The sequence below is a fragment of the Epibacterium sp. ABV4_022 genome, assembly GCF_056159345.1.
Genome location: NZ_JBSWVA010000001.1, coordinates 2843168 through 2868879, shown reverse-complemented (window position 1 = coordinate 2868879; position 25712 = coordinate 2843168). Strand labels below are relative to the sequence as shown.

25 protein-coding genes are annotated in these 25712 nt (G+C 63.0%); 12 read left to right on the top strand and 13 right to left on the bottom strand.

What is annotated here, in order from left to right:
• Positions 1-46: 46 nt before the first annotated feature.
• Positions 47-1906 carry an ABC transporter ATP-binding protein gene (locus tag ACXAF5_RS13600; protein ID WP_474946990.1) on the bottom strand — a complete coding sequence of 620 codons (1860 nt, stop codon included), beginning with the start codon at positions 1904-1906 and terminating at the stop codon, positions 47-49.
• Between the two features lie 271 nt (positions 1907-2177).
• Here ACXAF5_RS13600 and ACXAF5_RS13595 point away from each other — a divergent pair, with 271 nt between their 5' ends.
• Positions 2178-3395: a pyridoxal-phosphate-dependent aminotransferase family protein gene (locus tag ACXAF5_RS13595; RefSeq protein WP_474946989.1), complete on the top strand. Its 1218-nt coding sequence runs from the start codon at positions 2178-2180 to the stop codon at positions 3393-3395.
• A gap of 44 nt (positions 3396-3439) precedes the next feature.
• Here the strand turns inward: ACXAF5_RS13595 and ACXAF5_RS13590 are convergent, their stop codons facing one another.
• On the bottom strand, positions 3440-3676 hold the full coding sequence (locus ACXAF5_RS13590; protein WP_474946988.1) for a hypothetical protein: 237 nt from the start codon (positions 3674-3676) through the stop codon (positions 3440-3442).
• A gap of 126 nt (positions 3677-3802) precedes the next feature.
• Positions 3803-4918 carry a pyridoxal phosphate-dependent aminotransferase gene (locus ACXAF5_RS13585; RefSeq protein WP_474946987.1) on the bottom strand — a complete coding sequence of 372 codons (1116 nt, stop codon included), beginning with the start codon at positions 4916-4918 and terminating at the stop codon, positions 3803-3805.
• Positions 4919-5080: 162 nt separating this feature from the next.
• Between ACXAF5_RS13585 and ACXAF5_RS13580 the strand changes: the two genes are divergently transcribed.
• The 3 genes from ACXAF5_RS13580 (at position 5081) to ACXAF5_RS13570 (ending at position 8531) form a co-directional block, all read left to right on the top strand.
• The gene (locus tag ACXAF5_RS13580; protein ID WP_474946986.1) at positions 5081-5878 is read left to right on the top strand and encodes a crotonase/enoyl-CoA hydratase family protein; all 798 of its coding nucleotides are present in this window, start codon (positions 5081-5083) and stop codon (positions 5876-5878) included.
• Between the two features lie 49 nt (positions 5879-5927).
• Positions 5928-6653 carry a sterol desaturase family protein gene (locus ACXAF5_RS13575; protein ID WP_474946985.1) on the top strand — a complete coding sequence of 242 codons (726 nt, stop codon included), beginning with the start codon at positions 5928-5930 and terminating at the stop codon, positions 6651-6653.
• Positions 6654-7064: 411 nt separating this feature from the next.
• Positions 7065-8531, top strand: a complete 1467-nt coding sequence (locus ACXAF5_RS13570) for a methyl-accepting chemotaxis protein (protein ID WP_474946984.1) — start codon at positions 7065-7067, stop codon at positions 8529-8531.
• Positions 8532-8614: 83 nt separating this feature from the next.
• Here the strand turns inward: ACXAF5_RS13570 and ACXAF5_RS13565 are convergent, their stop codons facing one another.
• The 5 genes from ACXAF5_RS13565 to secG all read right to left on the bottom strand — a co-directional run bounded on the left by ACXAF5_RS13565 (position 8615) and on the right by secG (position 12989).
• A complete protein-coding gene (locus ACXAF5_RS13565; RefSeq protein ID WP_474946983.1) occupies positions 8615-9517 on the bottom strand; it encodes a fructose bisphosphate aldolase in 903 nt (300 codons plus the stop codon).
• 194 nt (positions 9518-9711) lie between these two features.
• Positions 9712-10143, bottom strand: coding sequence for a hypothetical protein (locus ACXAF5_RS13560; protein ID WP_239320796.1), 432 nt, complete (start codon positions 10141-10143; stop codon positions 9712-9714).
• 92 nt (positions 10144-10235) lie between these two features.
• Positions 10236-10604 (bottom strand): VOC family protein, encoded by a 369-nt coding sequence (locus ACXAF5_RS13555; protein ID WP_474946982.1) that lies wholly within the window; start codon positions 10602-10604, stop codon positions 10236-10238.
• Positions 10605-10756: 152 nt separating this feature from the next.
• On the bottom strand, positions 10757-12400 hold the full coding sequence (locus ACXAF5_RS13550) for a CTP synthase (protein ID WP_474946981.1): 1644 nt from the start codon (positions 12398-12400) through the stop codon (positions 10757-10759).
• A gap of 223 nt (positions 12401-12623) precedes the next feature.
• Positions 12624-12989 (bottom strand): preprotein translocase subunit SecG, encoded by a 366-nt coding sequence (gene secG, locus ACXAF5_RS13545; RefSeq protein WP_239361699.1) that lies wholly within the window; start codon positions 12987-12989, stop codon positions 12624-12626.
• A 161-nt stretch (positions 12990-13150) separates the two neighbouring features.
• Between secG and nthA the strand changes: the two genes are divergently transcribed.
• The 5 genes from nthA to ACXAF5_RS13520 all read left to right on the top strand — a co-directional run bounded on the left by nthA (position 13151) and on the right by ACXAF5_RS13520 (position 16529).
• On the top strand, positions 13151-13807 hold the full coding sequence (gene nthA, locus ACXAF5_RS13540) for a nitrile hydratase subunit alpha (protein WP_474946980.1): 657 nt from the start codon (positions 13151-13153) through the stop codon (positions 13805-13807).
• Complete coding sequence (gene nthB / locus ACXAF5_RS13535) at positions 13804-14496, top strand: nitrile hydratase subunit beta (protein ID WP_474946979.1); 693 nt, start codon at positions 13804-13806, stop codon at positions 14494-14496. Before nthA ends, nthB begins: the two co-directional genes overlap by 4 nt.
• A 2-nt stretch (positions 14497-14498) precedes the next feature.
• Positions 14499-14831 carry a nitrile hydratase accessory protein gene (locus ACXAF5_RS13530; protein WP_474946978.1) on the top strand — a complete coding sequence of 111 codons (333 nt, stop codon included), beginning with the start codon at positions 14499-14501 and terminating at the stop codon, positions 14829-14831.
• A gap of 139 nt (positions 14832-14970) precedes the next feature.
• On the top strand, positions 14971-16284 hold the full coding sequence (locus ACXAF5_RS13525; protein ID WP_474946977.1) for an adenylosuccinate synthase: 1314 nt from the start codon (positions 14971-14973) through the stop codon (positions 16282-16284).
• The gene (locus ACXAF5_RS13520; RefSeq protein ID WP_239320815.1) at positions 16284-16529 is read left to right on the top strand and encodes a DUF2842 domain-containing protein; all 246 of its coding nucleotides are present in this window, start codon (positions 16284-16286) and stop codon (positions 16527-16529) included. Before ACXAF5_RS13525 ends, ACXAF5_RS13520 begins: the two co-directional genes overlap by 1 nt.
• Before the next feature lie 306 nt (positions 16530-16835).
• Here ACXAF5_RS13520 and ACXAF5_RS13515 read toward each other — a convergent pair whose 3' ends face one another.
• Positions 16836-19007: a chemotaxis protein CheA gene (locus ACXAF5_RS13515; protein ID WP_474946976.1), complete on the bottom strand. Its 2172-nt coding sequence runs from the start codon at positions 19005-19007 to the stop codon at positions 16836-16838.
• A 138-nt stretch (positions 19008-19145) separates the two neighbouring features.
• Here ACXAF5_RS13515 and ACXAF5_RS13510 point away from each other — a divergent pair, with 138 nt between their 5' ends.
• The gene (locus ACXAF5_RS13510) at positions 19146-19811 is read left to right on the top strand and encodes a thiamine diphosphokinase (protein ID WP_474946975.1); all 666 of its coding nucleotides are present in this window, start codon (positions 19146-19148) and stop codon (positions 19809-19811) included.
• Here ACXAF5_RS13510 and ACXAF5_RS13505 read toward each other — a convergent pair.
• Together ACXAF5_RS13505 and ACXAF5_RS13500 are read right to left on the bottom strand one after the other, a co-directional pair.
• Entirely contained in the window at positions 19783-20772 is a 990-nt protein-coding gene (locus tag ACXAF5_RS13505; protein WP_474946974.1) for a DMT family transporter, read from the bottom strand. The genes ACXAF5_RS13510 and ACXAF5_RS13505 overlap by 29 nt on opposite strands.
• A 71-nt stretch (positions 20773-20843) precedes the next feature.
• Entirely contained in the window at positions 20844-21743 is a 900-nt protein-coding gene (locus ACXAF5_RS13500; protein ID WP_474946973.1) for an alpha/beta hydrolase family protein, read from the bottom strand.
• A 97-nt stretch (positions 21744-21840) separates the two neighbouring features.
• Between ACXAF5_RS13500 and ACXAF5_RS13495 the strand changes: the two genes are divergently transcribed.
• Positions 21841-22395, top strand: coding sequence for a TetR/AcrR family transcriptional regulator (locus ACXAF5_RS13495; protein ID WP_168594109.1), 555 nt, complete (start codon positions 21841-21843; stop codon positions 22393-22395).
• 60 nt (positions 22396-22455) lie between these two features.
• On the opposite strand, the gene ACXAF5_RS13490 is transcribed toward ACXAF5_RS13495, so the two are convergent.
• Complete coding sequence (locus ACXAF5_RS13490) at positions 22456-23829, bottom strand: L-serine ammonia-lyase (RefSeq protein WP_474946972.1); 1374 nt, start codon at positions 23827-23829, stop codon at positions 22456-22458.
• Complete coding sequence (locus ACXAF5_RS13485; protein WP_474946971.1) at positions 23830-24537, bottom strand: glutathione S-transferase family protein; 708 nt, start codon at positions 24535-24537, stop codon at positions 23830-23832.
• A gap of 343 nt (positions 24538-24880) precedes the next feature.
• Between ACXAF5_RS13485 and rpiA the strand changes: the two genes are divergently transcribed.
• The gene (gene rpiA / locus ACXAF5_RS13480) at positions 24881-25669 is read left to right on the top strand and encodes a ribose-5-phosphate isomerase RpiA (protein WP_474946970.1); all 789 of its coding nucleotides are present in this window, start codon (positions 24881-24883) and stop codon (positions 25667-25669) included.
• The last annotated feature ends 43 nt before the right edge of the window (positions 25670-25712 follow it).

Genomic DNA, 25712 nt, shown 5'->3' with positions numbered 1-25712 from the left:
TGACCCCGAACGCGCCGGAGTTCAAGCGGGTCTGGCTCGCCGTGGGTCAGCCAAACAGACGACGGGCAAAGCGACGCAGCAGGCCTGCACGCTCCCCCTCGTTGCGATTGGCGTTGCGGGACAGCTGCGCAGTGACCCCATCGGTATCGATCACCGTTTTACCGTCCTGGAATTGCAGGCGATAGAGATCGGCATAGATGCCGCCGCGTGCGAGCAGATCCTCGTGACGGCCCTCGTCCATGACGCGGCCGCGCTCCATCACCACGATCTTGTCGGCCGAGCGAATGGTCGAAAGTCGGTGTGCGATCACGATCGTGGTGCGCCCGCCAGAGAGCTTCTCCAGCGCTTTTTGCACCACTTTTTCGGACTGGGCATCGAGTGCCGATGTCGCCTCATCCAAGAGCAGCAGCGGTGTGTCGCGCAGCAATGCGCGTGCAATCACCACACGCTGGCGCTGTCCGCCCGACAGCGCAGAGCCACGTGGGCCGACCCGTGTTTCCAGACCATCCGGCAGCTTGTGCAGGAAATCCGAAACATGGGCGGCGTCCAGCACCTCCGAAAGGCGTTCGTCACTGACGTCGGTGCGCCCCAGCAGGATGTTTTCCTTGAGCGTTTCATCAAACAGCAGCGCATCCTGCGTCACCACGGAGAACAGGTCCCGCAGATCGCCAAGGTCGAGGTCGCGCACCTCGGTTCCGTCAAGCGTGACAGAGCCGTCCTGTGGATCAACCAGACGTGTCAGGATGTTGAAAATAGTGGATTTACCCGCCCCGGATGCGCCCACCAATGCGGTGGTTTTGCCAGCTTCCGCCACCAAGGATAGATCGCGCAGGATATGCGCCTCGCCATAATAGAGGTTCACATTGTCGAGGCGGATTTCAGGCAGACCCTTGGGTGCAGGTTTGGGCTCTTCCGGCGACACCAGCGTGATCGGGGCATCCATCAGTTCTTTGATGCGCTCCATCGCGGCGGCGGCCCCCTGCCAGACGCCCATAATCGCGGCGAGGCGGCGCATCGGGTCAAAGGCGAGGCCAATGGCCGTAAAAAAGCTCATGAACTCGCCGACGGTCTTGTCGCCATCGATGATTTCACGGCCCCCGTACAGGATCACACACATCACCCCAAGTCCGGCCATCATATCAACCATGCCGGTGGTGGAAGACGCGCCGAGCGCGGCCTTGATCTGAGCGCGCACAAAGGCGGCGGTCGCGGTGCGGTAGCGCCCAGTTTGATAGTCTTCCAGCCGGTTCAGCTTGATCGGGACAATGCCGTGGAACACCTCGTCAAGACGGGTGGCCTGCACCGCGCCAAGGTCACGGGCCATGCTGGCTTTCTTGCGCACGTAGCGCTGCACGATCGACAGGGGTAGCACCAGCAGCGGCACGCCGATCAGCATGATCAGCGTCCAGCGCCAATCGACGCTGATGGCAACCCCCAACACGGCAATCAACTGCGCCACGTCCCGGCCCGACCCGGTGATGATCGCCTGCCAGACCTGGTTGATCGCTGCCACATCCGATTGCACCCGCTGGATCAGGAAACCGGGCGGGTGGTTCTGGTGGAAACTGGCGTCCTGATGGATCAGCCGGTCCAGCATATCGGTGCGCATATGCGCCTCGGACCGCTGGTTGATGGTGGCGAGGATCACCTTCTGCGTCACCGAGCTGAACCCGCGCAGCAGAAAGATGCAGAAAAAGGCGATACTGACCCAGACCAGGGCATTCTCGCTGCCATCCACAAAGACCAGGTCGAACATCGGCTGCATCATGTAGCTGAGCCCCCCGACAGAGGCCCCTTCGATCAGCATAAAAACGATGGCGATGGCCAGCAGGCCAACGTGGTGGCGCAGGTATCCGCGCCAGAGCCAACGCAGCAATTCGCGCGAGGACATGTATTGAGTGCTCATTCCAGACGTTTCCCTGCTCGATATGCCCGATGTGCCAGGTGCTGTCGCCACCTGCCTCTGGTTTTGGACTGATCGCAAATTTTGCGACAAGTCCCGCCATTTAAGCAGCTCAGGATCAGGGTGCAAGCCACCTGCCGGTACGGGGCATCGGAGTGGCAAGACCGCGATTGACCTCGCAGAAAGCCGCGCTAGGCTGCGGCCAGTTTGCAATAAAGCGGCACGGCCTGGCTCCAGGACAGGTCCGTACCAGCCCCCAGCAGGACATTTGAATATGCGCGATTCTGTGAAACTTTCCTCCGGTCGGTCCTATCTGGCGATCCCGGGGCCTTCGGTGATGCCGGATCAGGTGTTGCAGGCGATGCATCGCGCCTCTCCCAATATCTACGCCGGTGAATTGGTCGAGATGACCGACACGCTGCCCCCCGATCTGCGCAAAGTGGCCCGCACCGAGCATCATGTGGCGATCTATATCGCCAACGGCCACGGTGCGTGGGAGGCGGCGCTGTCAAACACCTTGCAGGAGGGGGACAAGGTTCTGGTTCCGGCCTCCGGGCGCTTTGCCTATGGCTGGAGCGAGATGGCCGAAGCGATTGGCTTACAGATCGAGGTGATGGATTTCGGCATGCAGGCCGCCTTTGATCTGGCACGCGTGGCGGAGCGGCTGGCCGCAGATACGGCGCATGAGGTCAAGGCGGTGCTGGGTGTTCATACCGATACCTCCACGTCGATCCGAAACGATATCAAGGGCTTGCGCGGGGCACTGGACGCGGCGGATCACCCGGCGTTGTTGATGGCGGATTGCATTGCCTCACTCGGGTGCGACCGGTTTGAGATGGACGCCTGGGGCGTCGATGTGATGGTCACCGGCAGCCAGAAGGGACTGATGGTGCCTGCGGGGCTGTCGTTTGTGTTCTTTAACGATAAGGCCGCCGAGGCGCGCGCGCGTGTGCCTCGGGTCAGCCGCTACTGGGATTGGACGCCGCGCGCCAACCCGGAATATTTCTACCAGTTCTTTGGCGGCACCGCGCCGACGCATCATCTTTATGGTCTGCGCGCGGCATTGGATCTGATCCACGCAGAGGGGATTGAACAGATCTGGGATCGTCATGAGACCTTGGCGCGGGCGATCTGGGCGGCCTGTGATCGCTGGAGCGAAGGCGGAGCGCTGGCGATGAATGTGGCAGATCCTGCGTTGCGCTCGCATGCGGTGACGGCGCTCCGGCTGCCCTCACCACGGGCCACGGATCTGCGGATGTGGCTGGAGGAGAACCTTGGCCTGACGCTGGGCATCGGGCTTGGGATGGCGCCGCCCGATAGCGCGGAGTGGCACGGGTTTTTCCGTCTCGGCCATATGGGGCACGTCAACGGCCATATGATTATGGGGCTGTTGGGCGGAATTGAAACGGGTCTGAGCGCGCTGGATATCCCGCATGGCTCTGGCGCACTGGAGGCGGCGGCTCAGGTGCTCGCCGGATCACAGGCGAGCTGAGATCAGATGATGGGGCGGGCCGCTTTGGTCCGCCTCTCGCGGGGTCAGATGCGCCGGTTGAGGGGATGCGTGCTGCGGGTGTCTGCGCGTTGCTCGGCGCGGATCATGCGCACCTCAAGCCGGTTGATCATGTGGTTCATCGCAACCGCCAGCAACAGCACCGGCACCATTCCATAGAGAAGCCAGAGCGCAAAGAAGATCCACAGCAGGTTCACGGCCAGAAAACTGAGCGTGGTGGACAGAAGATCCGTGCTGTCATGGTGCATATCTTGGCGTTTCATGGTTACCCCTCCAGGCAGGCACTGTCCGATCAGCCTAGCCCTAAAGGGGTAAACCCCGGGTAAAGCGCCCGCACCGACGGGAGGTTTTACCGGTTCGCTTGCGCTATGCGCGACCGCGCCGCTGGGTCAGCCGCGTTTGCCGCGCGCCTCTTCCAGCGCGAGAGGCAGCGCGGCGGCAAAGGCGGCGCGCTCGGCCTCGGGGCCGCAGCTGACGCGGATGCAGCGGTTTTGCGGTGCTGCAAAGGGCATGCGCACAAAGATGTCGCGCGCCACCAGCGCCTCCAGGACCGCCTTGGCAAAGTCCCCGTCGTGGCCACAGTCGATGGCGACGAAATTGGTGGCAGAGGGCAGCGGCGTCAGGCCATTTTCGCGCGCAATGCGGCAAATCTCATCACGGGCGGTGGCAATCTCTGCCTGCACATGGGCCAGCCAGTCCTGATCCTTGATTGCCTCGGTTGCGCCAATCTGGGCACAGCGGTTCATGCCAAAATGATTGCGCACCTTGTGAAAGGCGGAAATCACCTCAACCGCGCCCATCGCATAGCCGACGCGCGCGCCTGCCATGCCATAGGCCTTTGAGAGGGTGCGCATGCGGATCACCCGCGGGTCGGTCACATCCACCGGTGCGGCAGTGCCTGCGGGGGCGCATTCCACGTAAGCCTCATCCAGCAGCAAGAGGCTGCCCTCGGGCAGATCATCCAAAGCGGCGACGATATCCGCGCCGCGATGCCAGCTGCCCATCGGGTTGTCGGGGTTGGCGAGGTAGACGATCTTGGCGTTGACCTCATGGGCCTTGGCCATCAATGCGGCGATGTCCTCGTGGTCGTCCTTGTAGGGGACGGTGTGCAGGACGCCGCCAAACCCTGCCACATGGTAGTTGAACGTGGGATAAGCCCCAAGCGACGTGACCACCGCATCCCCAGCGCCCACATAAAGCCGCACCAGATTGCCCAAGAGCCCGTCGATCCCCTCACCAACCATGATGTGATCGGGGGCAACGCCGTGCAGATCAGAAAGCGCCTGACGCAGCTCATAGCTTTCGGCGTCGCCGTATTTCCAGATCTCTGCCGCTGAGGCCTGCATGGCGGCGACGGCCTTGGGCGAGGGGCCAAAGAGATTCTCATTCGCGCCGAGCCGCGCCACAAAAGGCGCGCCGCGCTGGCGTTCATGGGTTTCGGGACCCACAAAAGGGACCGAAGCGGGCAGGGATTGGGCGAGCGGGGTTTGGCGGCTGTCTGTCATGCGCCAAGACCTAGCCGGGCGGACGCAGCCGGGCAAGGGGCCAGGCGTGATCCGGTGCCCCGGCGTCAGGCTGGAAAGCGCGGGCGAAGCGCGGCAAGCTGGGTGCAACCAACGAGGGTGCCACAGTGACGGCACGCGAGAGGACCAGAGGAGGAGCCTGTGATGGCTGAGGAAAACGCGCGTGTATCCGTCGAGATCCGCGACCACGTGGGCCATGTCACCCTGACCCGCGCCGACAAGATGAACGCGGTCGACAAACACATGCTGGCGGCGGTGATCCAAGCGGCCAAGGAGGTTGCGGCCTCGGACGCGCGGGCGGTGGTTCTGTCGGGCGAGGGCAAGAGTTTCTGCGCGGGCCTTGATGTGATGAGCTTTGCCGCGATGGGGCAGATGCAGGACACCGGCTGGATCATGGATCGCACCGAGGCGGACGCCAATGATTTTCAGGCCGTCGCCATGATGTGGCGCGCCTTGGATATCCCGGTGATCGCGGCCTTGCAGGGGGTAACCTTTGGCGCAGGGCTTCAGATCGCGCTGGGGGCGGATATGCGCATTGCGGCCCCGGATGCAAAGCTCGCGGTGATGGAAATGAAATGGGGCCTGATCCCGGATATGGGAGGCATGGCGCTTCTGCCGCAGCTGGTGCGTTCGGACGTGCTGCGCATGCTGACCTATACGGCGACGCCGGTGGAGGCCGCGCAGGCCGAGCGCTGGGGGCTGGTCACCGAGGTCGCGGAGGATCCGTTGGCCCGCGCGCAGGCGCTTGCGGCAGAGATCGCAGGCAAGAGCCCCAATGCCATCCGTGCCGCCAAGCGCCTGATCGCCTACGCCGAAAGCGGTGCCAATGCCGCAGAGGTGCTGTTGCGCGAAAGCGAAGAGCAGGCGGCACTGATCGGCAAGCCCGAACAGATGGAAGTGGTGATGGCGAACATGCAAAAACGCCCGCCGGTCTTTAAGTAGCGCCGCCGGGGCGCGCAGGCTGGGCAGGTCCATTCGGGGAGGAGCGGACATGATGCGGTTGAAACTCTTGCTGTCGCACCCGTCGGTGCCGGTGATGCTGGCGGCGGTGGCGCTGGGTGTGGCGATCCTGCTGATGCAGGGGGCGACATGGCAATGGGGCTTTGTGGTGCTGGGGGTCGGCCTGCAGATGCTCAATGAATACGGGCTGCACCGTTATATCTTTCACCTGAAGCCGCCGCGCCGACAGTGGGCCTTTGATCTGCTCTATCAGGCCCATTACGGCCACCATGACTTTCCGACCAATCACCGGCTGTTCTTTGCGCCGATCTGGGTGGCGCTGCCGATGTTGGCGGTGAATTTTGCGGTCATTTACGGGCTGCTATGGCTGGTCCTGCCGCTGCATGCGCTGACGCTTGCGGCGGCGATCGTGCTGGTGGGCGGGGTTGCGACCTTTCTGGGGTATGAATGGTTTCACATGACCGCGCATCTGACAGTGTCCAAAACACGGGTGGAGCGGCACGTGACCCAGCTTCACAACCAGCACCATTTTCGCGATTTCTCCAAATGGTTCCATGTCTCGCCCGGCGGTGAGGTGATCGACCGCGCGATGGGCACGGCCATCGACCGCGAGGCGCTGAAGAGCCAGCAGCGGGTCGAGTTCATCCGCACCCTTGGCATGACACCGGACGACCCGAGGCTGGTGGCGGCGCGGAAACGGTTTGCAAATCGTTACCAGCTGAGTGCCGAAGAGATCGCCCGCGCTTGTCGCGCGTAAACACGCCCATATCGCCACTGCGCTGATCACACAGCGGCGCGGCGTGTTTCGCCCCCGCCTTCTCGCAACGGTGACTGTCTGAATTGCGTGTGGAATATGCCAATATTGGGGCCCGCGCTGGATTTGGCATCGGGGGCCTGAGGTCGCATCGGCGATATCACCACCCGAATCACGCAAAAACGTGACTGTCAGATGTATGTGTTTCTGTGGCCACGAGATGGCGCCGTATCCGTGCGGTGCGACAGCTGAAGCAATGAAAGTTCAGTGTTTTACACGCGTAAACCATAAATTTTTAAACATTCAGCATTCGTTCGCAAATCCTCCATAATCCTCTCCGGGTCTTGCGGCGCTCATTTTTACGATACACTCACGGCGCTCGCTGCTTTTTAGGGAATGCGGAGGAGTAGTCCTGTGACGATTGACATAAACGCGCTGTTGGCGACTTACGATCTTGACGGGGAGAACGGGACCCGTCTGCAACGCGCGGCGCCGATGGTGATGGCGCTGTTGCCTGAGGTCCTGGCTCATTTTTACGACCGGGTTGGGCGCGAACCGGAAATGGCCGCCTTCTTCAAAAGTGATGCCATGATGGAGCGCGCAAAGGCGGAACAGCTGAAACACTGGTCGCGCCTGTTTTCCGGTGATTTCAGTGCGGAGTATCTGGCCTCGGCACAGAACATCGGCCGAGTTCATACCAGGATCGGGCTGCCGTTCTCCTTCTTCAATGCGGGCTATGCCCATGCGACCGCCCATATTCAGGCGTTGGTCCTGAAACAGGGGGCGCGGCGGTTCCTGCGCCCCGCCAAGGAAACGCATCAGTTGCTGGGTATCCTGTCCCGCGCGATGGCGCTGGATATCCAGTTGATTTTTGATGCCCATGCCGAGGCCGTTCAGGAAGAGCAGAACCGGGGGTTCCGCTATATGACCGAGGCGATCGAGGCGTTGGCGGCTCAGGATCTGAGCCATGACATCCCGTCTCCGCAGGACAGCGATTTTCCGGAGCAGTTCAATGGGATCAGAGAGAGCTTCAATGCGGCGCTCGGGTCCCTGCGGCAGGTGATCGCGGGCATTCGCAGCTCGGCACAACAATTGGACAGCGGTGCGCTGGAGGTCTCGCAAGCCTCCCAGGATCTGTCACAACGTACCGAATCCCAGGCAGCCACGCTGGAGGAAACAGCGGCCGCGGTAGAAGAGATCAGCGCCAGCATGCGCTCGTCGGCGGAGGCCACGCAGAAAACAAGCCTCACCGTCGGCACCACCCGCCAGCGCGCCGAAGAGGGCAGCGTGGTGGTGCGCAATGCAGTTGAGAAAATGAACGAGATTGCCGACTCCTCGGCGCAGATTTCCAAAATCATCTCGGTGATCGACGACATCTCCTTTCAGACCAACCTGTTGGCGCTGAACGCGGGCGTGGAGGCCGCCCGCGCCGGCGAGAGCGGGCGCGGATTTGCCGTGGTGGCCTCCGAGGTGCGCAATCTTGCTCAACGCACGGCGGATTCTGCTGGCGAAATCAAAGAGCTGATCGCCATCAGCAGCAAGCATGTGGAAAGCGGCGTCGAACTCGTGGGCAACGCGGGGGACGTGCTGGAGAGCATCGTGAGCCAGATCAACGAAGCGGCGGAGCTGACCGAGCAGGTGGCAAGCTCGGCGGATCAGCAATCCACGGCCTTTGGCGAGATCAACATCGGCGTGTCGCAGCTTGATAGCGTGACCCAGCAGAATGCGGCCATGGTCGAACAAAGCACGGCCGCCCTGATGGAGATGCGCAACGAGGCATCGACCCTCTCGGGGCTGGTGTCTGTGTTCCAACTGGACGCAGGCACGCAGAGCGTCGGTGCTGAGGACGGGCAGGACGCAGCCTTCCGCCGCGCGGGCTAACCTGTGATGTAAAAAGCAAAAAACGGCCGCAGCAGGTGCTGCGGCCGTTTCTGTTTAAGGCAACGGTCTGAATACGTCGTGCTTCAGAGCGAGGCTTTGTAGATCTTGTCGATGTTGGAGCCAAGGGCGGCGTTGTAGTCCGCATCCGACATCGCCACGTTCAACCCCTCGGTCAGGGCGCGCGAGAACGAGGCGATCATCTTGCTGTTTTGCGACAGGCGCGCGCAGGCATCATCGGTGGTGTAGCCACCAGACAGCGCCACCACACGCACCACGGCGGAGTGATCCGCGAGGCTGTCATAGAGGCCTGCCTCATTGGGGATCGTCAGTTTGAGCGCGACCTTGGTGCCCTCGGGCAGGGCGTCAAGCTGGGCCGCGATCTCGGCCTTCAGCAGGGCTTCGGCCTCGGATTTGGTGGCGGAGTTGATGTCCACCTCGGGTTCGATGATCGGAACCAGACCGGCGCGGGCGATCTGCAGGCCGACCTCGAACTGCTGCGCCACCACGGATTTGATGCCGACCTCGTTGGCCTCCTTGACGACGGAGCGCATCTTGGTGCCAAAAATGCCAGCCGCAACCGCGCGTTCCAACAGCGCATCGAGATCGGGCATCGGCTTCATCAGCTGGACGCCGTCGGCCTCATCCGCGAGGCCCTTGTCGACCTTCAGGAAGGGCACAACGCCGCATTTTTGCCAGAGGTAGGTGGGCACGGGCGTGCCGTCGATGGCATTGTCCATGGTCTTTTCAAACAGGATCGCGCCCAGGATTTTGTCGCTGTTGAAATCCGGTGCGGTGATGATGCGGGCGCGCATCTTCTGGATCTCCGCAAACATTTCCTCGTCATTGGAATAGGCGTCTTCCATCACGCCATAAAGCGCCAGCGCCTTGGGGGTGGAGCCGCCGGACTGGTCCAGCGCGGCGATGAAGCCCTTGCCAGTTGCAATGCGGTCAAACTGTTGCTGATGGGTTGCGGGGTCTGTCGCCATGACGCGCGGCCTCCTTGGGAAATGCACGGATACTGTTGCTGCCACTTCTATACCGGGGCCCGAGACGGAGACAACAAATGCTTTGTGCTGGTTGCGCTAACGCCCTGCCGTTTCAGCGAAAAAACACTTGGCGCGTAGCAGCGCGCGCATCATGGGGTGCAGCTGGCGGATGTGCAGGCGCGGACCTCGCAGCATCACGCCGCAAGCGAGGACCCGATGAAGTGTTTCAGCGCCGTGTGCGGCAGGCATTTTTCGCGGCTGCGTCCGGCCAGACGCACGGTGTCAAACAGCACCGTGAGGGTCATGTCGGTGAAAGACAGGCTCCAGTAGCGGGCATCCATCGCGGCCCAGCGGGCGGCTTTTTCGCTGCCGCAGATTTCGGTGATATTCCACGCCGAGACCGGGTAGGGCGAGTCCGAGAGTTCATCCACATTCATCGGATCAACGCGGAAATCCAGCACATCGTCAAACTCCAGAATGGCGAGCCCGCCGCCTGCAATGGGCGCCACCTCGTAACATAAGAGCAGCTTGTCGCCGTCGAAAAAGACCGCGGGAACCTCGTCGGTTCCGATCACCGGGAACTCCTCTCGGGGTTCCTTGCTCGTTATGGTGCCTGTTTCTGGCATCGCTGTCTCCAGCGGCCATTCTCGGCCGCGCTTGGGTCGTCACTTCGACTCAGGACCATACGAGATGGGGGCTTCCAAATTGCTAACGGGGCTCACCTGTCGGGCGCAAAAATACGGCTTGAGACAGAGACCGAATTGCCGTCCGGGTCCTTGCGATTGGCAAATTGGTAGCCGTCCGCCTCGTGGAGGCTGCCAAAGGCAAAGCCGGCCTTTGAGGCAGCGGCGCAAAAACCGGCCACATCCTCGACGTCAAAGACCAGTTTTACGCTGGATTGACCGATCTTCTGACTGCGGGCGGCGGGATGCAAGAGAAGGGCTGCACCGGCTCCTGGGGGGCGCAATTCGACGATCCGATCGCCGGGGAGGTCGTGGCGGGTGTAGCCAAAAAGGGCGGTGTAAAACGCCACCATGTCATTGATGCGTTTTGTATAGATGAGGATGCGCCCCAAACATGTCTGCATGTCTTCCCCTTCCGGTACTTTCGGAGTGTGGCAGCAGCTCATCGCGCTGCCAAGTGCACATGAAAAAGGAGCGCATGAACAAGGAGCGCATGCAAAAAGGGCACCCCGGATAGAGATGCCCTTTGTTGAGTTATCGTGACGCTGCGCAGGTATCAGACCAGACGCGAGGTTTCCTTGGCTGCGCGGACAAAATCCTTGAACAGCGGGTGCGGATCGAAGGGTTTCGATTTGAGTTCCGGGTGGAACTGCACGCCGATGAACCACGGATGGTCGCTCCATTCGACGATCTCGGGCAGGCGGCCATCGGGGCTCATGCCGGTGAACTTCATACCGCAGGCCTCGAGTTTCTCGCGGTATTTGATGTCGACCTCATAGCGGTGACGGTGGCGTTCCTCGATGGAGGTGGAGCCATAGACCTCGGCCACTTTGGACCCATCGGCGAGGGACGCGTCATAGGCACCCAGACGCATGGTGCCCCCTTTGTCGTCATCGGCGCTGCGGCTCACCTTGTGGTTGCCCTGCACCCATTCCTTGAGGTGGTAAACCACGGGTTCAAAACGCTTTTTACCCGCTTCATGGTCAAATTCCTCGGAGCCGGCTTCCTCGATACCCGCCACGTTGCGGGCGGCCTCGATCACGGCCATCTGCATGCCGAGACAGATGCCGAGGTAGGGCACCTTGTGCTCGCGGGCATATTGCGCCGCCTTGATCTTGCCTTCGGTGCCGCGCTCGCCAAAGCCGCCGGGCACGAGGATCGCATGAAAGCCCTGAAGGTAGGGCGTTGCGTCTTCCTTGTCGAAAAGCTCTGCGTCGACCCACTCGATACGCACCTTCACCCGGTTCGCCATGCCCCCATGGGTGAGCGCCTCGGCGATGGATTTATAGGCGTCCTCAAGCTGGGTGTATTTGCCGACGATGGCGACTTTGACCTCACCTTCGGGGTTGTAGATGCGGTCGGCCACGTCTTCCCATGTGTCCAGCGTTGGGCGCGGGGCAGGGGCGATGCCAAAGGCGTCCAGAACCGCCTGATCGAGACCTTCGCGGTGATAAGCCAGCGGCGCCTCGTAGATGGATTTCAGATCCTGCGCTGCGATGACGCTGTCGGCGCGCACATTGCAGAACAACGCCAGCTTTTCGCGTTCCTTCACCGGGATCGGACCCTCGGAACGGCAGACCAGAATATCGGGGGCCAGACCGATGGAGCGCAACTCCTTCACCGAGTGCTGGGTCGGTTTGGTTTTCAACTCGCCAGAGGCCTTGATGTAGGGCAGCAGCGTCAGGTGCATAAAGATACACTGACCGCGCGGCTTGTCCTGGCTGAACTGGCGGATGGCCTCAAAGAAGGGCAGCCCTTCGATGTCACCTACGGTGCCGCCGATCTCGCAGAGCATGAAATCGACCTCATCCTCTCCGATGGAGATGAAGTCTTTGATCTCGTTGGTGACATGCGGAATCACCTGAATGGTCTTGCCGAGATAGTCGCCGCGGCGCTCCTTCTCCAGCACGTTGGTGTAGATCCGCCCGGAGGAGATCGAGTCGGTCTTGCGGGCGGGTACACCCGTGAACCGCTCGTAATGGCCCAGATCGAGGTCGGTTTCTGCGCCGTCGTCGGTCACAAAGACCTCGCCGTGTTCAAACGGGCTCATGGTGCCCGGATCGACGTTCAGATAGGGGTCGAGTTTGCGCAGGCGGACGGAATAGCCCCGCGCTTGCAGCAGCGCACCCAGCGCAGCAGAGGCCAGTCCCTTGCCCAGAGAAGAGACGACACCGCCAGTAATAAAGATGAAACGCGCCATGTTTTCGGCTGCCCCCGTGAGATCGTGTCAGGTCCAAATCGGTTCAGTCGTGATCCGGGGAAGACCCCGCATCTCTTGCTGCCCGGCGGTGATTCAAGCGCGAAGTTCACGCCTCAAAAACCGCAGCATCACGGGACTTAACAGTTATCAGATTCGCAAAGCATGCGCAAGGGAACCGCAAGATGCTGTTACGGTTCCCTCAAGTCTGTCTAGGTTTTGTATGTCAGTCGGCGCTGGGCACCAGCGGCGCGTTTTCACCCTGGCTGGGTGGCAACAGGTCGTTACCCAGCGGCGTCGCCGGTGCGGTAGGTGCCTCACCATCGGCCGGAGCGCTCAGGCTGTCGGTGATCGAGCTGCCTGCGGATTTCTGTGCTGCGAGCACGGTCAGGGTGATCGACGTGGCGATAAACGCGATCGCGAGCACCCAGGTGATCTTGCTCAGCGCGGTTGCTGCCGCGCGGCCGGTCATGGCGCCACCGCCACCACCGCCACCCATGCCAAGGCCACCGCCCTCCGACCGTTGCAGAAGAACAACGGCAATGAGGCCGAGCGCCAGAAGAAGATGGATGATGAGAACGACGTTTTCCATAGGACCCTGCGGCTGTTGGCTGAGTATCGGGCGGTTCATAGGGAAGATTGCCGGTCGGGGCAAGGGGCGAGTTCCAGCCGGTTCCGCCGTTGGGCCGGATTACGGCGCTGCAGCCCTCGCTCAGGCTGGACAGGGGCGGGTGGGGCAGGCACTCTCGGGGCATGCCGCATGATACCTCCGACCCGCAACAGCCGCCGCATTCGCATTTGCCCTCCGATCCGTCCCTGCGGGTCAAGGCGCTGGAAACGATTCTGACTCGCAAGGGGCTGATCGACCCGGCGGCGCTGGATGAAATCATCGATACCTATGAAAACAGGATCGGTCCGCAGAACGGCGCGCGCGTGGTGGCCCGCGCCTGGGCCGATGCGGCGTTCCGGACCGCCTTGCTGGAAGACGCCGATCCCGTCCTGGCGCAGATGGGGTTCAACGGACGTCAGGGCGAACATGTGGTTGTGGTCGAAAACACCCCCGAGCGGCACAATATGGTCGTGTGCACCCTGTGCAGTTGCTACCCGTGGCCGCTGCTGGGGATCCCGCCGGGGTGGTACAAATCCGATGCCTACCGGGCCCGCGCGGTGCGAGAGCCGCGCAAAGTTCTGTCTGAGTTCGGCGTGACGCTGCCAGAGGGCACCGCTGTCCGGGTGTGGGATTCCACGGCCGAGGTCCGCTATCTGGTCTTGCCCATGCGCCCTGCGGGCACCGACCACTGGAGCGAGGATCAGCTGATGCGATTGGTCAGCCGCGATTCGATGATCGGAACAGCCCTGGCGCGTCGGCCGGATACAGGGGGCGTGGCGGGGCAGGAGGGGGCTGAATGACTCGAGTGCATGACATGGGCGGACGTTTCGGCGAGGGCCGGATCACGCCTGAGGCCGAGGGCGCACCGGTGTTTTCCACGGACTGGCATGCCAGGGCGCTGGCGGTCACATTGGCCTGCGGTGCGCTGGGGCAATGGAACATCGACGGGTCGCGCCACGCGCGTGAGCGGCTGAGTGCGGCGGATTACACCCGGTTTTCCTACTACGAGAAATGGATGGCGGCGCTGGCCAATCTCCTCGTGGAACAGGGTGTGCTGCGCGAAGAAGATCTCGCCCAGGCTTTCGCCGCTGAGGAAACCCCGACGCTGCCCCAGCATCCGCTGGCCGCGCGCTGCCTGCACCCGGAGGCGGTCGCGCAGGTTCTGGCCGCGGGGGGACCCGCTGTGCGCGACAGCCAGGTTGCCGCGCAGTTCAGACCGGGCGACAGGGTGCGCACCCGGCGCCCGGCCAATACCCTTGTCAACGGCGGGCATACCCGTCTTCCGGCCTATGCCGGCTGCGCCGAGGGGCAGGTTCTGCGCCTGCATGGCAGCCATGTCTTTCCCGACAGCAACGCCCACGACCGCGGCGAGGCCCCGGAGCCGCTCTATGCCGTGTCTTTTGCCGCGCAGAGCCTCTGGCCGCATGCCGAACATCCGCGCGACGAGGTGGTCCTTGATCTCTGGCAAAGCTATTTGGAGCCCGCCTGACCATGGTAGACCCCTCGCACCGTCCGGACCCCGTGTTTGACAGCCCCTGGCACGCGCAGGTCTTTGCCCTTGTCGTCCACCTCAACGAGCGCGGTCTGTTCACCTGGCCGGACTGGGTGGCGCGGTTTTCTTCGGCGCTGCGGCAGGCGGGATTGTCACAGGCCCTGAATGGCGGCGACGATTACTTTGCCGTCTGGCTCGATACGCTGGAGCAGGTGATGCTTGAGCAGGGTCTCGCCGGGGTTGAGGACCTCACCGACATGAAACGCGCCTGGGAGCGCGCCTATGTGCAGACGCCGCATGGCGAACCCGTGCATCTTGAGGACCCGTCCTGAGGTCCTTGAAGGCGTTTCGGGGACGGATGGGGATGCGGACGGGGCTTTGTAACGGCGCTGCGACGAGATTCCGGTTTCCTCGCCCGCGCTGCCTCGCTATACGGGGCGTCGGTTTCAACCAGCATGCAAAGGACCTGAGATGGCCAATGTCGTGGTAGTCGGCGCCCAGTGGGGCGATGAAGGGAAGGGCAAGATCGTTGACTGGCTCAGCGAACGCGCCGATGTGATCGCGCGTTTTCAGGGCGGTCACAATGCCGGTCACACGCTGGTCATCGACAAGAAGGTCTACAAGCTGCACGCGCTGCCTTCGGGCGTGGTGCGCGGTGGCAAGCTCTCTGTCATCGGCAATGGCGTCGTGCTCGACCCGTGGCACCTGATCAAAGAGATCGAGACCGTGCGCGCCCAGGGTGTGGACATCACGCCGGAGACGCTGATGATCGCGGAAAACACGCCGCTGATCATGCCCTTCCACGGTGAATTGGACCGCGCCCGCGAAGAGGCGGCCTCCAAGGGCACCAAGATCGGCACCACCGGTCGCGGCATCGGCCCGGCCTATGAGGACAAGGTGGGCCGCCGCGCCATTCGCGTGGCCGATCTGGCCGATCATGCGACGCTTGAGGCGCGCGTGGACCGGGCGCTGCAGCACCATGACCCATTGCGCAAGGGCCTCGGCGTGGAGCCGATCGACCGTGACGCGCTGGTCGACTTGCTGAAAGAGATCGCGGGCGAGATTCTGCCCTTCGCCGCGCCGGTCTGGAAGGTGATGAACGAGAAGCGCAAAGCCGGCAAACGCATCCTGTTTGAGGGTGCCCAGGGCGCGCTTCTGGACATTGATTTTGGCACCTATCCCTTTGTGACCTCGTCGAATGTGATCGCCGGTCAGGCGGCGACCGGTGTTGGAATTGGCCCCAACTCCATCGATTACGTGCTCGGTATCGTCAAAGCCTATACCACCCGCGTCGGCGAAGGCCCGTTCCCGACCGAACTGCTGGGCGCGGACGGCAAACCGGATGCGGATGGCGAGCGTCTCGGCACCCGGGGGCATGAGTTTGGCACCACCACCGGCCGCCAGCGCCGCTGTGGCTGGTTTGACGCCTGTCTGGTGCGCCAGACCTGCGCAACCTCCGGCATCAACGGGATTTCCCTCACCAAGCTTGATGTTCTGGACGGGTTTGAGACGCTGAAGATCTGTGTGGGCTATGATCTGGACGGCACCCGTCTGGATTACCTGCCGACCGCCGCCGATCAGCAGGCGCGCTGCACGCCCATCTACGAAGAGATGGAAGGCTGGAGCGAATCCACCGAGGGCGCGCGCAGCTGGGCAGATCTGCCTGCCAACGCGATCAAATATGTGCGCCGGGTTGAGGAGCTGATCCAATGCCCCGTCGCGTTGCTGTCCACCAGCCCGGAGCGGGACGACACCATTCTGGTGACCGATCCCTTCGCTGACTGATGGCGAAGGATGGTCTCAGCTATCGCGCCCGGAGGATCTGGGCGCTGGTGATCCTGCTGGTGGGGATGCCGGTCTATATCGTACTGGCGGTGACGATCCTCAATCTGCTGGATCGCCCGCCGCTCTGGCTGGAACTGCTGGTTTATGTCGCGCTGGGCGTGGCCTGGGTTCTGCCGTTCAAGTTCGTCTTCAAAGGTGTGGGCAAGGAAGACCCCGACGCGCTCCACGACGAACATCCAAAGTAACACCGCTCCGTATCGGCGCACATGATGTGAGGGCGGGGAGGCTCCCGCCCGTGCTCCGTGCCCCTTGCGGGACCCATCGCCCAGTTGGGCCCAGCGCCGCGCTCCCCGCAGGGGAGCGCGGCGCCGGTCGCTTCGGGCTTTGCCCGAAGCGAAACAGCTGTCTTCCGTCCGGGGCTAATGACTCCACCTGCAGGTCGCGCCGTTTGATCGAGAAGAAAGCGCGGCACACAAGACCGTTCAGCAGATATAAAAACACCGCCCGGGGTGGGCGGTGTTCGGGGAGTCTTGCATCTGGATTAGGCTTGCTCAACCGGCAGCGCGATCTCCGGGACGAAAGCCGATTTGCGACGACACGGAGAACCGCCCGTTCGAGGCCTTCTTCAGCTTGCCCTCGCGCAAAAGCTGACCGAAGGAGCGCAGGCTGTCCTCGCGGTTGAAGTCGTCCTGACCATCGAGCATGCGCACCTTGTTGATCAGCTGCGGGCGCGAGAAGCTCTCGCGGCCTTCGACAAAGCTCATGTAGGAGGCTGCGGCTTCCAGCAGTTCATGCAGTTCCACCGCGCCCTTCTCTGCCGCGAAGGTGGCAAAGGCGCTGTCTTCGGAACGGGGCGGTGTGTCCTCGTCATCGGCCTGCAGCAGCGCGCTGGAGACGCGACGCGGGCGGACAGGGGCGGCTGCGGCCGTCGGTTTGCGCTCTGCGGGGCGGGTGGCGTCGGTGGCGGGCTGCTCCGGGGCGGAGGCGGCATCGATGCGTTGTTCCGCCACCAGTTTCAGCGGCGCAGGGCGCGCGCTCTCCTGAGGGCGGCCGTCGGAGCCGGTGCCACCGCGGGACGGGCGCACGACACTGGCCAGATCGGCGCGGAACGCTTGCGTGCGCGCCTCGCGGCGGGCGTCGTCCGATCCGTCACTGTCGGCTTGCGCGGCCGCAACCGCCGCACGCAGCTGATTGTAGGTTTCCCGCGATGTCGTGGCGTCCTCATGGCTCAGGCGATCATCGGCCGCTGCCATCAGCCGTGACACATCACCGTCCGGCGACCGGTCGCTCGCGGTGAGAATGTCGCGCGCGGGGCGTGTGGGGGAGGCTGCGACCTCCGCCGCTGCCTGCGCATCGACAGACTGCGGATCTTCTGCGTCGTCATCCTCGTGCGCCGCATTTGCGTCGGTCTCGTCGCCGGAGGAGGCGACCAGTTCCGCTTCGACGGCGGCGAGTTCCGCCATCAGCTCCGCTTCTTCGTCATCCGAAAGGCTGCTTGCGGCGGGGGCGGCAGGTCGCTGCGGTGTTTCAGCCGCGGCAGCCGCGGCAGCTGCGGCGGGCGCCGGCGCGTCCGAGAGGTCCTCTGCGGTGGAATCGATCAGGTTTGCATCCACCTGCGCGCGTTTCACGCGGATCACACGTCCGCGCGCCGGGCGGCGTGGCGTGACCGGGCCGGGCGCGGGCTGCGCGGACGGAGTGTCGGCCGCAGGGGCGTCGGCCACCTCGGGCGGTGCCGCTTGCTCCGCTGCATCCGATTGTACAGAGGGCGCGGCAGCCGGTTTAGCCGGTTCCTCATCGGCATCCTCATCCTGATCCGAACCGGTCAGATTCAGACGGTCGAGGACATCGCTGACGGATTCCTCCTCCTCGGTGAAGGCGTCCAGGTCCAGGTCGGGGGCCGCTGCAACGTCCCGTGCCTGCCCCTCGGACGTCTCGTCAGAGGGTTCCACATGAGAGAGCACATGCTCCAGATCGTTGTGCTGATCCGCCTGAAGGCTCTCTGCGTGCTCGTCTTCGGTGAAATCTTCTTCTTCTGCCGGCGCCTTGGCCACCACGGCACGAATGCGCTGCAATTTGGCGGCGATGCTGTCATGGGCGGGGACGGTGTCCTCGTCACGACGCTGCGGGGCGCTCATCTCCGCGTCCTGATCTTCGTCGTCATCGTCGGTGGCTGTGAGCGAGGTTTTCACGCCCCACAGAACTGCGTCAGAATCCGAGGTCGCATCGGGTTGATCCTCCGCTGCTGTCGTCTCCGCAACCGCGTCGGCGGTGTCGGCGGACAGATCAGCTGTATCGTCTTCCGCAGAGGTATGATCCTGTGCGGGTGCGGTCTCCTCGACCGATCCGGACGTTGCAATGAGCGGACGCGACGGGGTTTCCGGATCAGCGGCGGTTTCCTCTGGCGCACTGGGAGTAGCAGGCGCAGGCGTGTCCACCGCAGGCGACAGCGCGGACGCGGTGGTTTCGGCCGTTGCGGCACGCAGGTGGATGCCGCCTTCGCTGCTGCGGGCTTCGACCTGGCGGGCAATTTCCCGTTGGGCAATCCGGGCCAGCATATCTGCGTCCGGCTGCGGTGGTTCCGCCCCGAAATAGCGGTCGTCTGCGGCGAGGTCGCGAAAATACTCGGCAATCGCCTTCATGGTGTCGAATGAGTCCTCGAACCCTTCGAGCGTGCATGAAAACGTTCCGTAGGAAACGGTCAATACTTTGTTATTCTGTACCATCGGTCGGTTCGTCCTCAGCAAAGTCGCATCGTCCACCCTATTCATGCTCGGGTCAAATTCGGCCCGAATCCTAGCAATTGTTCGTATAATTTTGTGTTTAGATTGTGGCTTGTTTCCATTTCTGCGAGAGATACCCGCATGACAGAGGTGATTGTTCATCAGGCTGCCCCGGTGACCCTGATCGGCGGCGGGGAGGTCACGGCGGCTGACCTGGAGGCGGCCCTTGCGCTGGCGCCGGTGCTCGTCGCCGCGGATGGGGGCGCGGACACCGCACTTGCTCTTGGGTATAAGCCTAGCGCGGTGATCGGAGATTTCGACTCGGTCTCCGAGGCCACGCGGGCGGCCCTCTCCGACAGTCTACTGCATCTTATCGCGGAGCAGGAGACCACGGATTTCGACAAGGCCCTGCGCGCGGTCAGCGCACCGCTGGTGCTGGCGGTCGGGTTCCTGGGGGCGCGCGTCGATCATCAACTGGCAGCGCTGCATGTTCTGACGCAACCGCATGCGGCACGATGCATTCTGATCGGGGCCCATGAGATCGTCCTGCATATCACGGCGCCTCTGGATATGGCGCTGAGGGCGGGGGATGTGGTGTCGCTGTTCCCGCTGGCACCGGTCACGGCACGGTCTGTCGGGCTGGAATGGTCGCTGGACGGATTGCAGCTGTCGCCGATGACACGGATCGGCACGTCGAACCGTGCCACCGGACCTGTACGGATCGAGGCGGATGGGCCGGGCTTGCTTGCGATCCTGCCGCGGGGCTCTCTCGGGGCGGTTATTCCGGCGATGCCGGCAACCCGGTAGCGGCTGGCGGCGATTGCGCCTGCTGCGCGGCACTGAGACGCGCCGCTCGGCTGACCTTTCTTTCCCGCATCACCGCATAAAGCCCCGCCGCCATCGTCAGGAGGATGCCGCAGGCGGCCATGGCGTTTGGCAACTCGGCAAAGAACAGCCATCCCACCAGGACCGCCATCGGGATTTCGAGATATTGCATGGAGGCCAGCGTGCTGGTTGGCGCATAGCGCAGCGACCAGGTCATCATGAGGTGCGCGATGGTACCAAGCACGCCTGCGAGCAGCAGCAGATTGATCTCAGGCCGGGCGGGCAGGGTGATGTCCAGCTCCGCCACATCGAATACGCGACCAAGCAGAAACAGCACAGCCATCAGCCCGCAGGCAATGCCGCCAGAGACCGCCTGAATGGCGATCGGATCGGTTTCCCGCGCGATGCGGCGCGTGACCATCATGAAGAGAGAGAAGATCAGCGCAACGGCAAGTGGCCAGCAGGCATTGAGGCCGACTTCGGCAAAGCTGGGCTGGATCACCAGAAGCGTGCCGCAGAAGCCGACGACGCAGGCGGCGAGCCGGCGCAGGCCGACCTCTTCCTTGAGGACATATTTGCCCAAGAGCAACATGATGAAGGGCATCACAAAGGCGATCGCCACCGCATCCGCAAGTGGCAGGAACCGCAGCGCCATGAACATGGCCGTGATGCCCGCCATCTGCAGCACTGTGCGCAGCAGCACGATGGGCATGATGCGCGCAGGCAGGCGCAGAGAGATCCCCAGCATCAGCGCCACCGGTGCGAGGATGATCCCCTGTGCCGCAAAGCGGACAAAGACGATCTGCCCCACCGGAATGCGCGTTGACAGAATCTTTGCCACCGCATCGCCCAATGGAATGACGGCGCAAAAGCCCAGCATTAAGGCAATGCCCAGTAGCGGGCGGTCCATTGTGTCAGGCGTGGCAGATGTTGTTTGGCTCATCCAGCGACGCTAGGGGCGGCGGCGGAGCTTGGCAAGTGGTGAATATGTTCAGGAGTTGCGGGCCACAGACGCTATAACGCCTGCCGAAGAGGGGCTGCGTCGACCTGCGCGGTCTGGTGTAGCAGGAGGTCCTCCCAGGCGGCCTCGTTGCCCGCACCGAGACCTGAACCGAGAAAGCTCACATGGCCCAGGTGCTTCAGCCCATAGGTGCCGGGATCAAACATGCGCAATTGGGTTCGGCTGGGCGCAAAATGCGCCGCATACCGCTGAACCGCGACGGGGGGCACGACGACATCATCCGTCGCCACGCACAGCTCCAGTGGCGGATCGGGCGCGTCGAAATCGGGCTGTGGCAGAGACCGGCCAATGTCGCTGGCAAAGAAATCCCGCCGTGTGCACCAGCGGCGCCATTGCCAGTAGACCCCGGCAGGCAGATCCGCGCCAAGCCCGAGCCGCCGTCCCGGCAGATAGCCTGTCACCGCCGTTGCAATCGGGCCAAGCAGGAACCAGAAGGCCAGAACCTTGGGCAGGTAGCTCCAGGGGTGATCCCAGTGATGTGTCATCCCGGACCCCAGCGTGATGATGCGTGAGACCCGCGCGGGATAAGCGTGAAACGCAACGCCCAACCCGCCCAACGAATGCCCAAGCACCCAAAGCGGCCCGGTGGGGGCAAGCTCGGCCAATTTGCGTTGTGCTGCGTCCTGATCGGCAACCGCCCAATCCGCCATGGAGGCGGGGCTGTTGCGGATCGGGCCACGCAACGAGTCGCCAAAATCCCGGTAGTCATAGGTCAGGGTGCCAATGCCCCGCTCTGCGGCCCATGCCGCAAAATGACGGTAAAACCGCTGCGGCACACCGGTTGCCCCATGCAGAACCATGGCCGCCTGCATTTGCCCCTTCGCCGGATACCACTGGCCCACAAGCGGGCTGCTGCTGGGGCCAAAGGGGATGGTTTCGGGCGTGGGGGACATGGGAGATCACCTCTGACTGTATGTAGTCTGACTGTGTAGACCAGTCGGTCTAGTCACATGTGTAGACCAATCGGTCCAATGAGGCTATTGCTTTTTTATGACCGCGCCAGACACCCGCATCACACTGATCAAGACCGCCTCACGGCTCTTTCGCAGGAAGGGCTATTCCGGGGTGGGGCTGACCGAGATTCTGACCGAGGCGGGTTTGCCCAAAGGGTCGCTGTATTATCACTTTCCCGGCGGTAAACCCGAATTGGCGGCAGCGGCCACGCGCTGGGCGGGGGCCTGGATCGAGGCGCTGGTGCAGCGGTCCTTTGAAGGGGCAGAGACGTTCGAAGAGGGCGCGCAGGCGGCCTGCCGGGATCTGGCGGCCACATTGGCGCAGGTCGACCACATCGAGGCCTGCCCGGTGCTGAGCGTGTTGCAGGCAGCCTCGGACACGCCTTTGCTGCAGGAAGCGGTGCAGGAGGTCTATGCCAGCTGGACGGAGGGTCTGGCGCGCGAGGCGCGAAGGCTCAATCGGGCAGAGCCGGATGCGGCGGCCTATGCGCTGCATATCCGCCTGCAAGGGGCCTGGGTGATGGCCTATGCGCAGCAATCTCAGCAGCCACTGTTGCGACTGGCGGATGAGATCGGCGCGGGAATTGGCTGAGTGAAAGCCACCAAAGGGGCTGCGCCACCCGCCGGACGGATGGCGCGCCTGTTTGCGGGGTCAGCAGTTGGGCACGTTCACCGCAAGGCCACCGAGCGAGGTTTCCTTGTACTTTTCATGCATGTCGGCCCCGGTCTGGCGCATGGTCTCAATCACCGCATCCAGCGGCACAAAATGCTGCCCGTCGCCGCGCAGCGCCAAGGACGCCGCCGAAACCGCCTTGATCGCGCCAAGACCGTTGCGCTCGATGCAGGGCACCTGCACCAGACCTTTGACCGGATCACAGGTCATGCCGAGGTGGTGTTCCAGCGCAATTTCAGCCGCGTTTTCCACCTGTTCCGGCGTGCCGCCCATCACCGCACAGAGCCCCGCCGCCGCCATGGCGGAGGCCGATCCGACCTCGGCCTGACAGCCTGCCTCAGCCCCGGAAATCGAGGCGTTGTATTTGACCAGCCCGCCGATGGCGGCGGCGGTCAGCAGGAAATCCTCGATGTGTTTTTCCGACGCGCCGGGGACATGATCGAGGTAGTAGCGCAGCACTGCGGGCAGAACGCCTGCCGCGCCATTGGTGGGGGCGGTCACCACCTGACCCCCGGCGGCGTTTTCCTCGTTCACGGCCATGGCGTAGACGCTCATCCAGTCGTTGATGGTGTGCGGCGCGGTCAGGTTCATGCCACGCTCGGCCATCAGTGAATCATAGATGCCCTTGGCGCGGCGACGCACGCTCAGGCCACCGGGCAGGATGCCGTCGCGTTCCAGCCCGCGGTTGATGCAATCGTTCATCACCTGCCATAGGCGCTGGGTGCCCTTGGCGAGGCTTTCCTCGCAGCCGCGCGAGACCTCGTTGGCGCGTTTCATCTGGGCGATCGTAAGGCGGGAGGTTTTCGCCATCTCCAGCATCTCGACGGCGGATTTGAACGGGTAGGGGATCGGGTCGCCCTCATCGGTCGCCTTGCCCTGCGCCAGCTCCTCTTCGGTCAGCACAAAGCCACCACCGACAGAGTAGAACACCTGCCGCAGCGTGACATCACCCTGTGCGTCGGTCGCCATCAGCACCATGCCGTTGGCGTGGCCGGGCAGCGCGTGATCATAATCAAAGATCATATCTGCCTTGGGATCAAACTGCAGGGTGCCAAGATCATCAAGCACAATGGTCTTGGTGGCATTGATGGCCGCAAGCGTGTCTTCGGCTTTGTCGTTATCATAGGTATCCGGCAGAAAGCCCGCGAGCCCGAGAATGGTGGCGCGGTCCGTGGCATGCCCCACCCCGGTGAAGGCGAGCGAGCCATGCAGCGAGGCGCGCAGGCCGTGAAACTCAAACGGGGAGGCGCGCATCATGTCAAGAAAGCGCGCGGCGGCCACCATCGGGCCCATGGTGTGCGAGGAGGACGGGCCGATGCCGACCTTGAACATGTCAAAAACGGAGAGGAACATTTAGGTGGCTGATCCTTCTGGAGGGATGGCGAATGTTGGGGCGGTGAAGGGCGTCGGTCCGAGCCCTTCGGCGATTTGTGCGGCCTTTGTGCTGTTGCGCGCCTCGGCCCGGCGACACATCTCAGAAAGCGCGGAGTAGGCGGAGAGGTCAAACCATGGGGTGTGCGCGGTCTCTGCGTAGAGCTTGGTCCACCGCAACAGACAGGGCAGGTAAAGGTCAAGGAGCGTCGGCTGGTCTTTGCCGGTGAGGACCGGGGTAACTGCCAGCGCGGCGTCAACCATGCGCAGGTGATCCTGCAAGCGCTGACGGAGCATCTGACGCAGTTGCGCGTGATGCGACGGATCGGGGCCGATATATTTCTCCGGGTAGAAATACTGGCGCAAGTCGACGTGCAAGGTGTTCGAGCACCAAAACAGCCAAGTCAAAAAGCGCCCGCGTTCGGCAGATCCGGGCGCGGGGGCGAGACGCGCGGCCTGATCCGAGAGCCACAGCAGGATGGCCGCGGTTTCAAACAGCGCTCCATCCGGTGTTTCCAGAACCGGGATGGTGCCATTGGGGTTGAGGCGCAGATACTCCGGCGTGCGCTGGGCCTGTTGGCTGCGGTCCACCAGGAGTGTCTCATAGGGCAGGCCAAGCTCTTCCAGCGCCAGTCGCACGATGAGCGAGGCATTGTCGGGCGCATAGTGAAGGCGAAGCGGTGTGGTCATGAGGCGATCCTAGGTCTGCTTCGGAGGGTTGGAGCGATTGAAACCGACGTTTCCGATAGGAAACGCGCTTGTGCAAGCTATGAATTTGGCGACCGGATGCAATTGATGAGTTGTGATGGGGGACGTCACCGATTTTGCAGGGCTATGTGGGGCGCGAGGTGTTTCGCTTCGGATATTCCGAAGCGACCAGCGCCGCGCCTGCCTGTCGGCAGGCGCGGCGCGCACAGGGCGCGCACAGATCGCCCCTCGCGCGGGCGGCATAAACCGCCTATAAGAAGCGGGCGGGCCGGGGTGGGTGATCCATGGCCCGCAACACCACTACAGATGCGGAGGTCCATCCCTTATGACCGGAGAGCTATCCCCCATAGACAAGGCCAAGTTTGTCGCCGCCAAACGAGCGGCCGAAATGGTCGAGGACGGGATGCGGGTCGGCCTTGGTACCGGGTCCACCGCCGCATGGCTGGTGCGCTGTCTGGGTGAGATGGTGCGCGAGGACGGGTTGAAGATCACCGGCGTGCCCACCTCTGCCCGCACGGCGGAACTGGCGCGCGACGTGGGGATCGAGGTGATTACCCTCGACGAGGCGCGTTGGCTGGATCTGACCATCGACGGTGCGGATGAGTTCGATCGTGATCTGAACCTCATCAAAGGCGGCGGCGGCGCGCTGTTGCAGGAAAAGATCGTTGCCACCGCGTCCGATCAGATGGTGGTGATTGCCGATAAGGCCAAGGAGGTCGAAATGCTCGGGGCGTTTCCGCTGCCGATCGAGGTGATCCCGTTTGGCTGGCAGACCTCGCAAGCGCTGGTCGAGGAGACGCTGATCTCGATGGATGTGATGGGGCGCAGCTCGACGCTTCGGATGAATGGGGCCAGCCCCTATGTGACCGATGAAGGCAACCATATCCTTGACCTGCACCTCAACCGCATTGGGAATCCGCGGCAATTGGCGTTGGTTCTCAATCAGATACCGGGAGTTGTTGAGAACGGGCTGTTCATCGACATCTGCGACACGGTGGTGATCGGCTATGGTGACGGTAAGGTCGAGGTGCGCGACATCAATGAAGGAACCGTCGAGACCGACCGGATTGATTTTGTCGAGACGGACAATCTGTTTGCGGATTTGGGGGAGTAACCCCCCGCTGAAAGCAGTGTTGCGACAGCCGCCCTGTTTGGGG

What these genes read in the sequence shown, in the direction of transcription:
- ACXAF5_RS13600 (WP_474946990.1), bottom strand. Translation starts at nt 1,906, where the DNA reads ATGAGCACTCAATACATGTCCTCGCGCGAATTGCTGCGTTGGCTCTGG.
- ACXAF5_RS13595 (WP_474946989.1), top strand. Translation starts at nt 2,178, where the DNA reads ATGCGCGATTCTGTGAAACTTTCCTCCGGTCGGTCCTATCTGGCGATC.
- ACXAF5_RS13590 (WP_474946988.1), bottom strand. Translation starts at nt 3,676, where the DNA reads ATGAAACGCCAAGATATGCACCATGACAGCACGGATCTTCTGTCCACC.
- ACXAF5_RS13585 (WP_474946987.1), bottom strand. Translation starts at nt 4,918, where the DNA reads ATGACAGACAGCCGCCAAACCCCGCTCGCCCAATCCCTGCCCGCTTCG.
- ACXAF5_RS13580 (WP_474946986.1), top strand. Translation starts at nt 5,081, where the DNA reads ATGGCTGAGGAAAACGCGCGTGTATCCGTCGAGATCCGCGACCACGTG.
- ACXAF5_RS13575 (WP_474946985.1), top strand. Translation starts at nt 5,928, where the DNA reads ATGATGCGGTTGAAACTCTTGCTGTCGCACCCGTCGGTGCCGGTGATG.
- ACXAF5_RS13565 (WP_474946983.1), bottom strand. Translation starts at nt 9,517, where the DNA reads ATGGCGACAGACCCCGCAACCCATCAGCAACAGTTTGACCGCATTGCA.
- ACXAF5_RS13560 (WP_239320796.1), bottom strand. Translation starts at nt 10,143, where the DNA reads ATGCCAGAAACAGGCACCATAACGAGCAAGGAACCCCGAGAGGAGTTC.
- ACXAF5_RS13555 (WP_474946982.1), bottom strand. Translation starts at nt 10,604, where the DNA reads ATGCAGACATGTTTGGGGCGCATCCTCATCTATACAAAACGCATCAAT.
- ACXAF5_RS13550 (WP_474946981.1), bottom strand. Translation starts at nt 12,400, where the DNA reads ATGGCGCGTTTCATCTTTATTACTGGCGGTGTCGTCTCTTCTCTGGGC.
- secG (WP_239361699.1), bottom strand. Translation starts at nt 12,989, where the DNA reads ATGGAAAACGTCGTTCTCATCATCCATCTTCTTCTGGCGCTCGGCCTC.
- nthA (WP_474946980.1), top strand. Translation starts at nt 13,151, where the DNA reads ATGCCGCATGATACCTCCGACCCGCAACAGCCGCCGCATTCGCATTTG.
- nthB (WP_474946979.1), top strand. Translation starts at nt 13,804, where the DNA reads ATGACTCGAGTGCATGACATGGGCGGACGTTTCGGCGAGGGCCGGATC.
- ACXAF5_RS13530 (WP_474946978.1), top strand. Translation starts at nt 14,499, where the DNA reads ATGGTAGACCCCTCGCACCGTCCGGACCCCGTGTTTGACAGCCCCTGG.
- ACXAF5_RS13525 (WP_474946977.1), top strand. Translation starts at nt 14,971, where the DNA reads ATGGCCAATGTCGTGGTAGTCGGCGCCCAGTGGGGCGATGAAGGGAAG.
- ACXAF5_RS13520 (WP_239320815.1), top strand. Translation starts at nt 16,284, where the DNA reads ATGGCGAAGGATGGTCTCAGCTATCGCGCCCGGAGGATCTGGGCGCTG.
- ACXAF5_RS13515 (WP_474946976.1), bottom strand. Translation starts at nt 19,007, where the DNA reads ATGGTACAGAATAACAAAGTATTGACCGTTTCCTACGGAACGTTTTCA.
- ACXAF5_RS13510 (WP_474946975.1), top strand. Translation starts at nt 19,146, where the DNA reads ATGACAGAGGTGATTGTTCATCAGGCTGCCCCGGTGACCCTGATCGGC.
- ACXAF5_RS13505 (WP_474946974.1), bottom strand. Translation starts at nt 20,772, where the DNA reads ATGAGCCAAACAACATCTGCCACGCCTGACACAATGGACCGCCCGCTA.
- ACXAF5_RS13500 (WP_474946973.1), bottom strand. Translation starts at nt 21,743, where the DNA reads ATGTCCCCCACGCCCGAAACCATCCCCTTTGGCCCCAGCAGCAGCCCG.
- ACXAF5_RS13495 (WP_168594109.1), top strand. Translation starts at nt 21,841, where the DNA reads ATGACCGCGCCAGACACCCGCATCACACTGATCAAGACCGCCTCACGG.
- ACXAF5_RS13490 (WP_474946972.1), bottom strand. Translation starts at nt 23,829, where the DNA reads ATGTTCCTCTCCGTTTTTGACATGTTCAAGGTCGGCATCGGCCCGTCC.
- ACXAF5_RS13485 (WP_474946971.1), bottom strand. Translation starts at nt 24,537, where the DNA reads ATGACCACACCGCTTCGCCTTCACTATGCGCCCGACAATGCCTCGCTC.
- rpiA (WP_474946970.1), top strand. Translation starts at nt 24,881, where the DNA reads ATGACCGGAGAGCTATCCCCCATAGACAAGGCCAAGTTTGTCGCCGCC.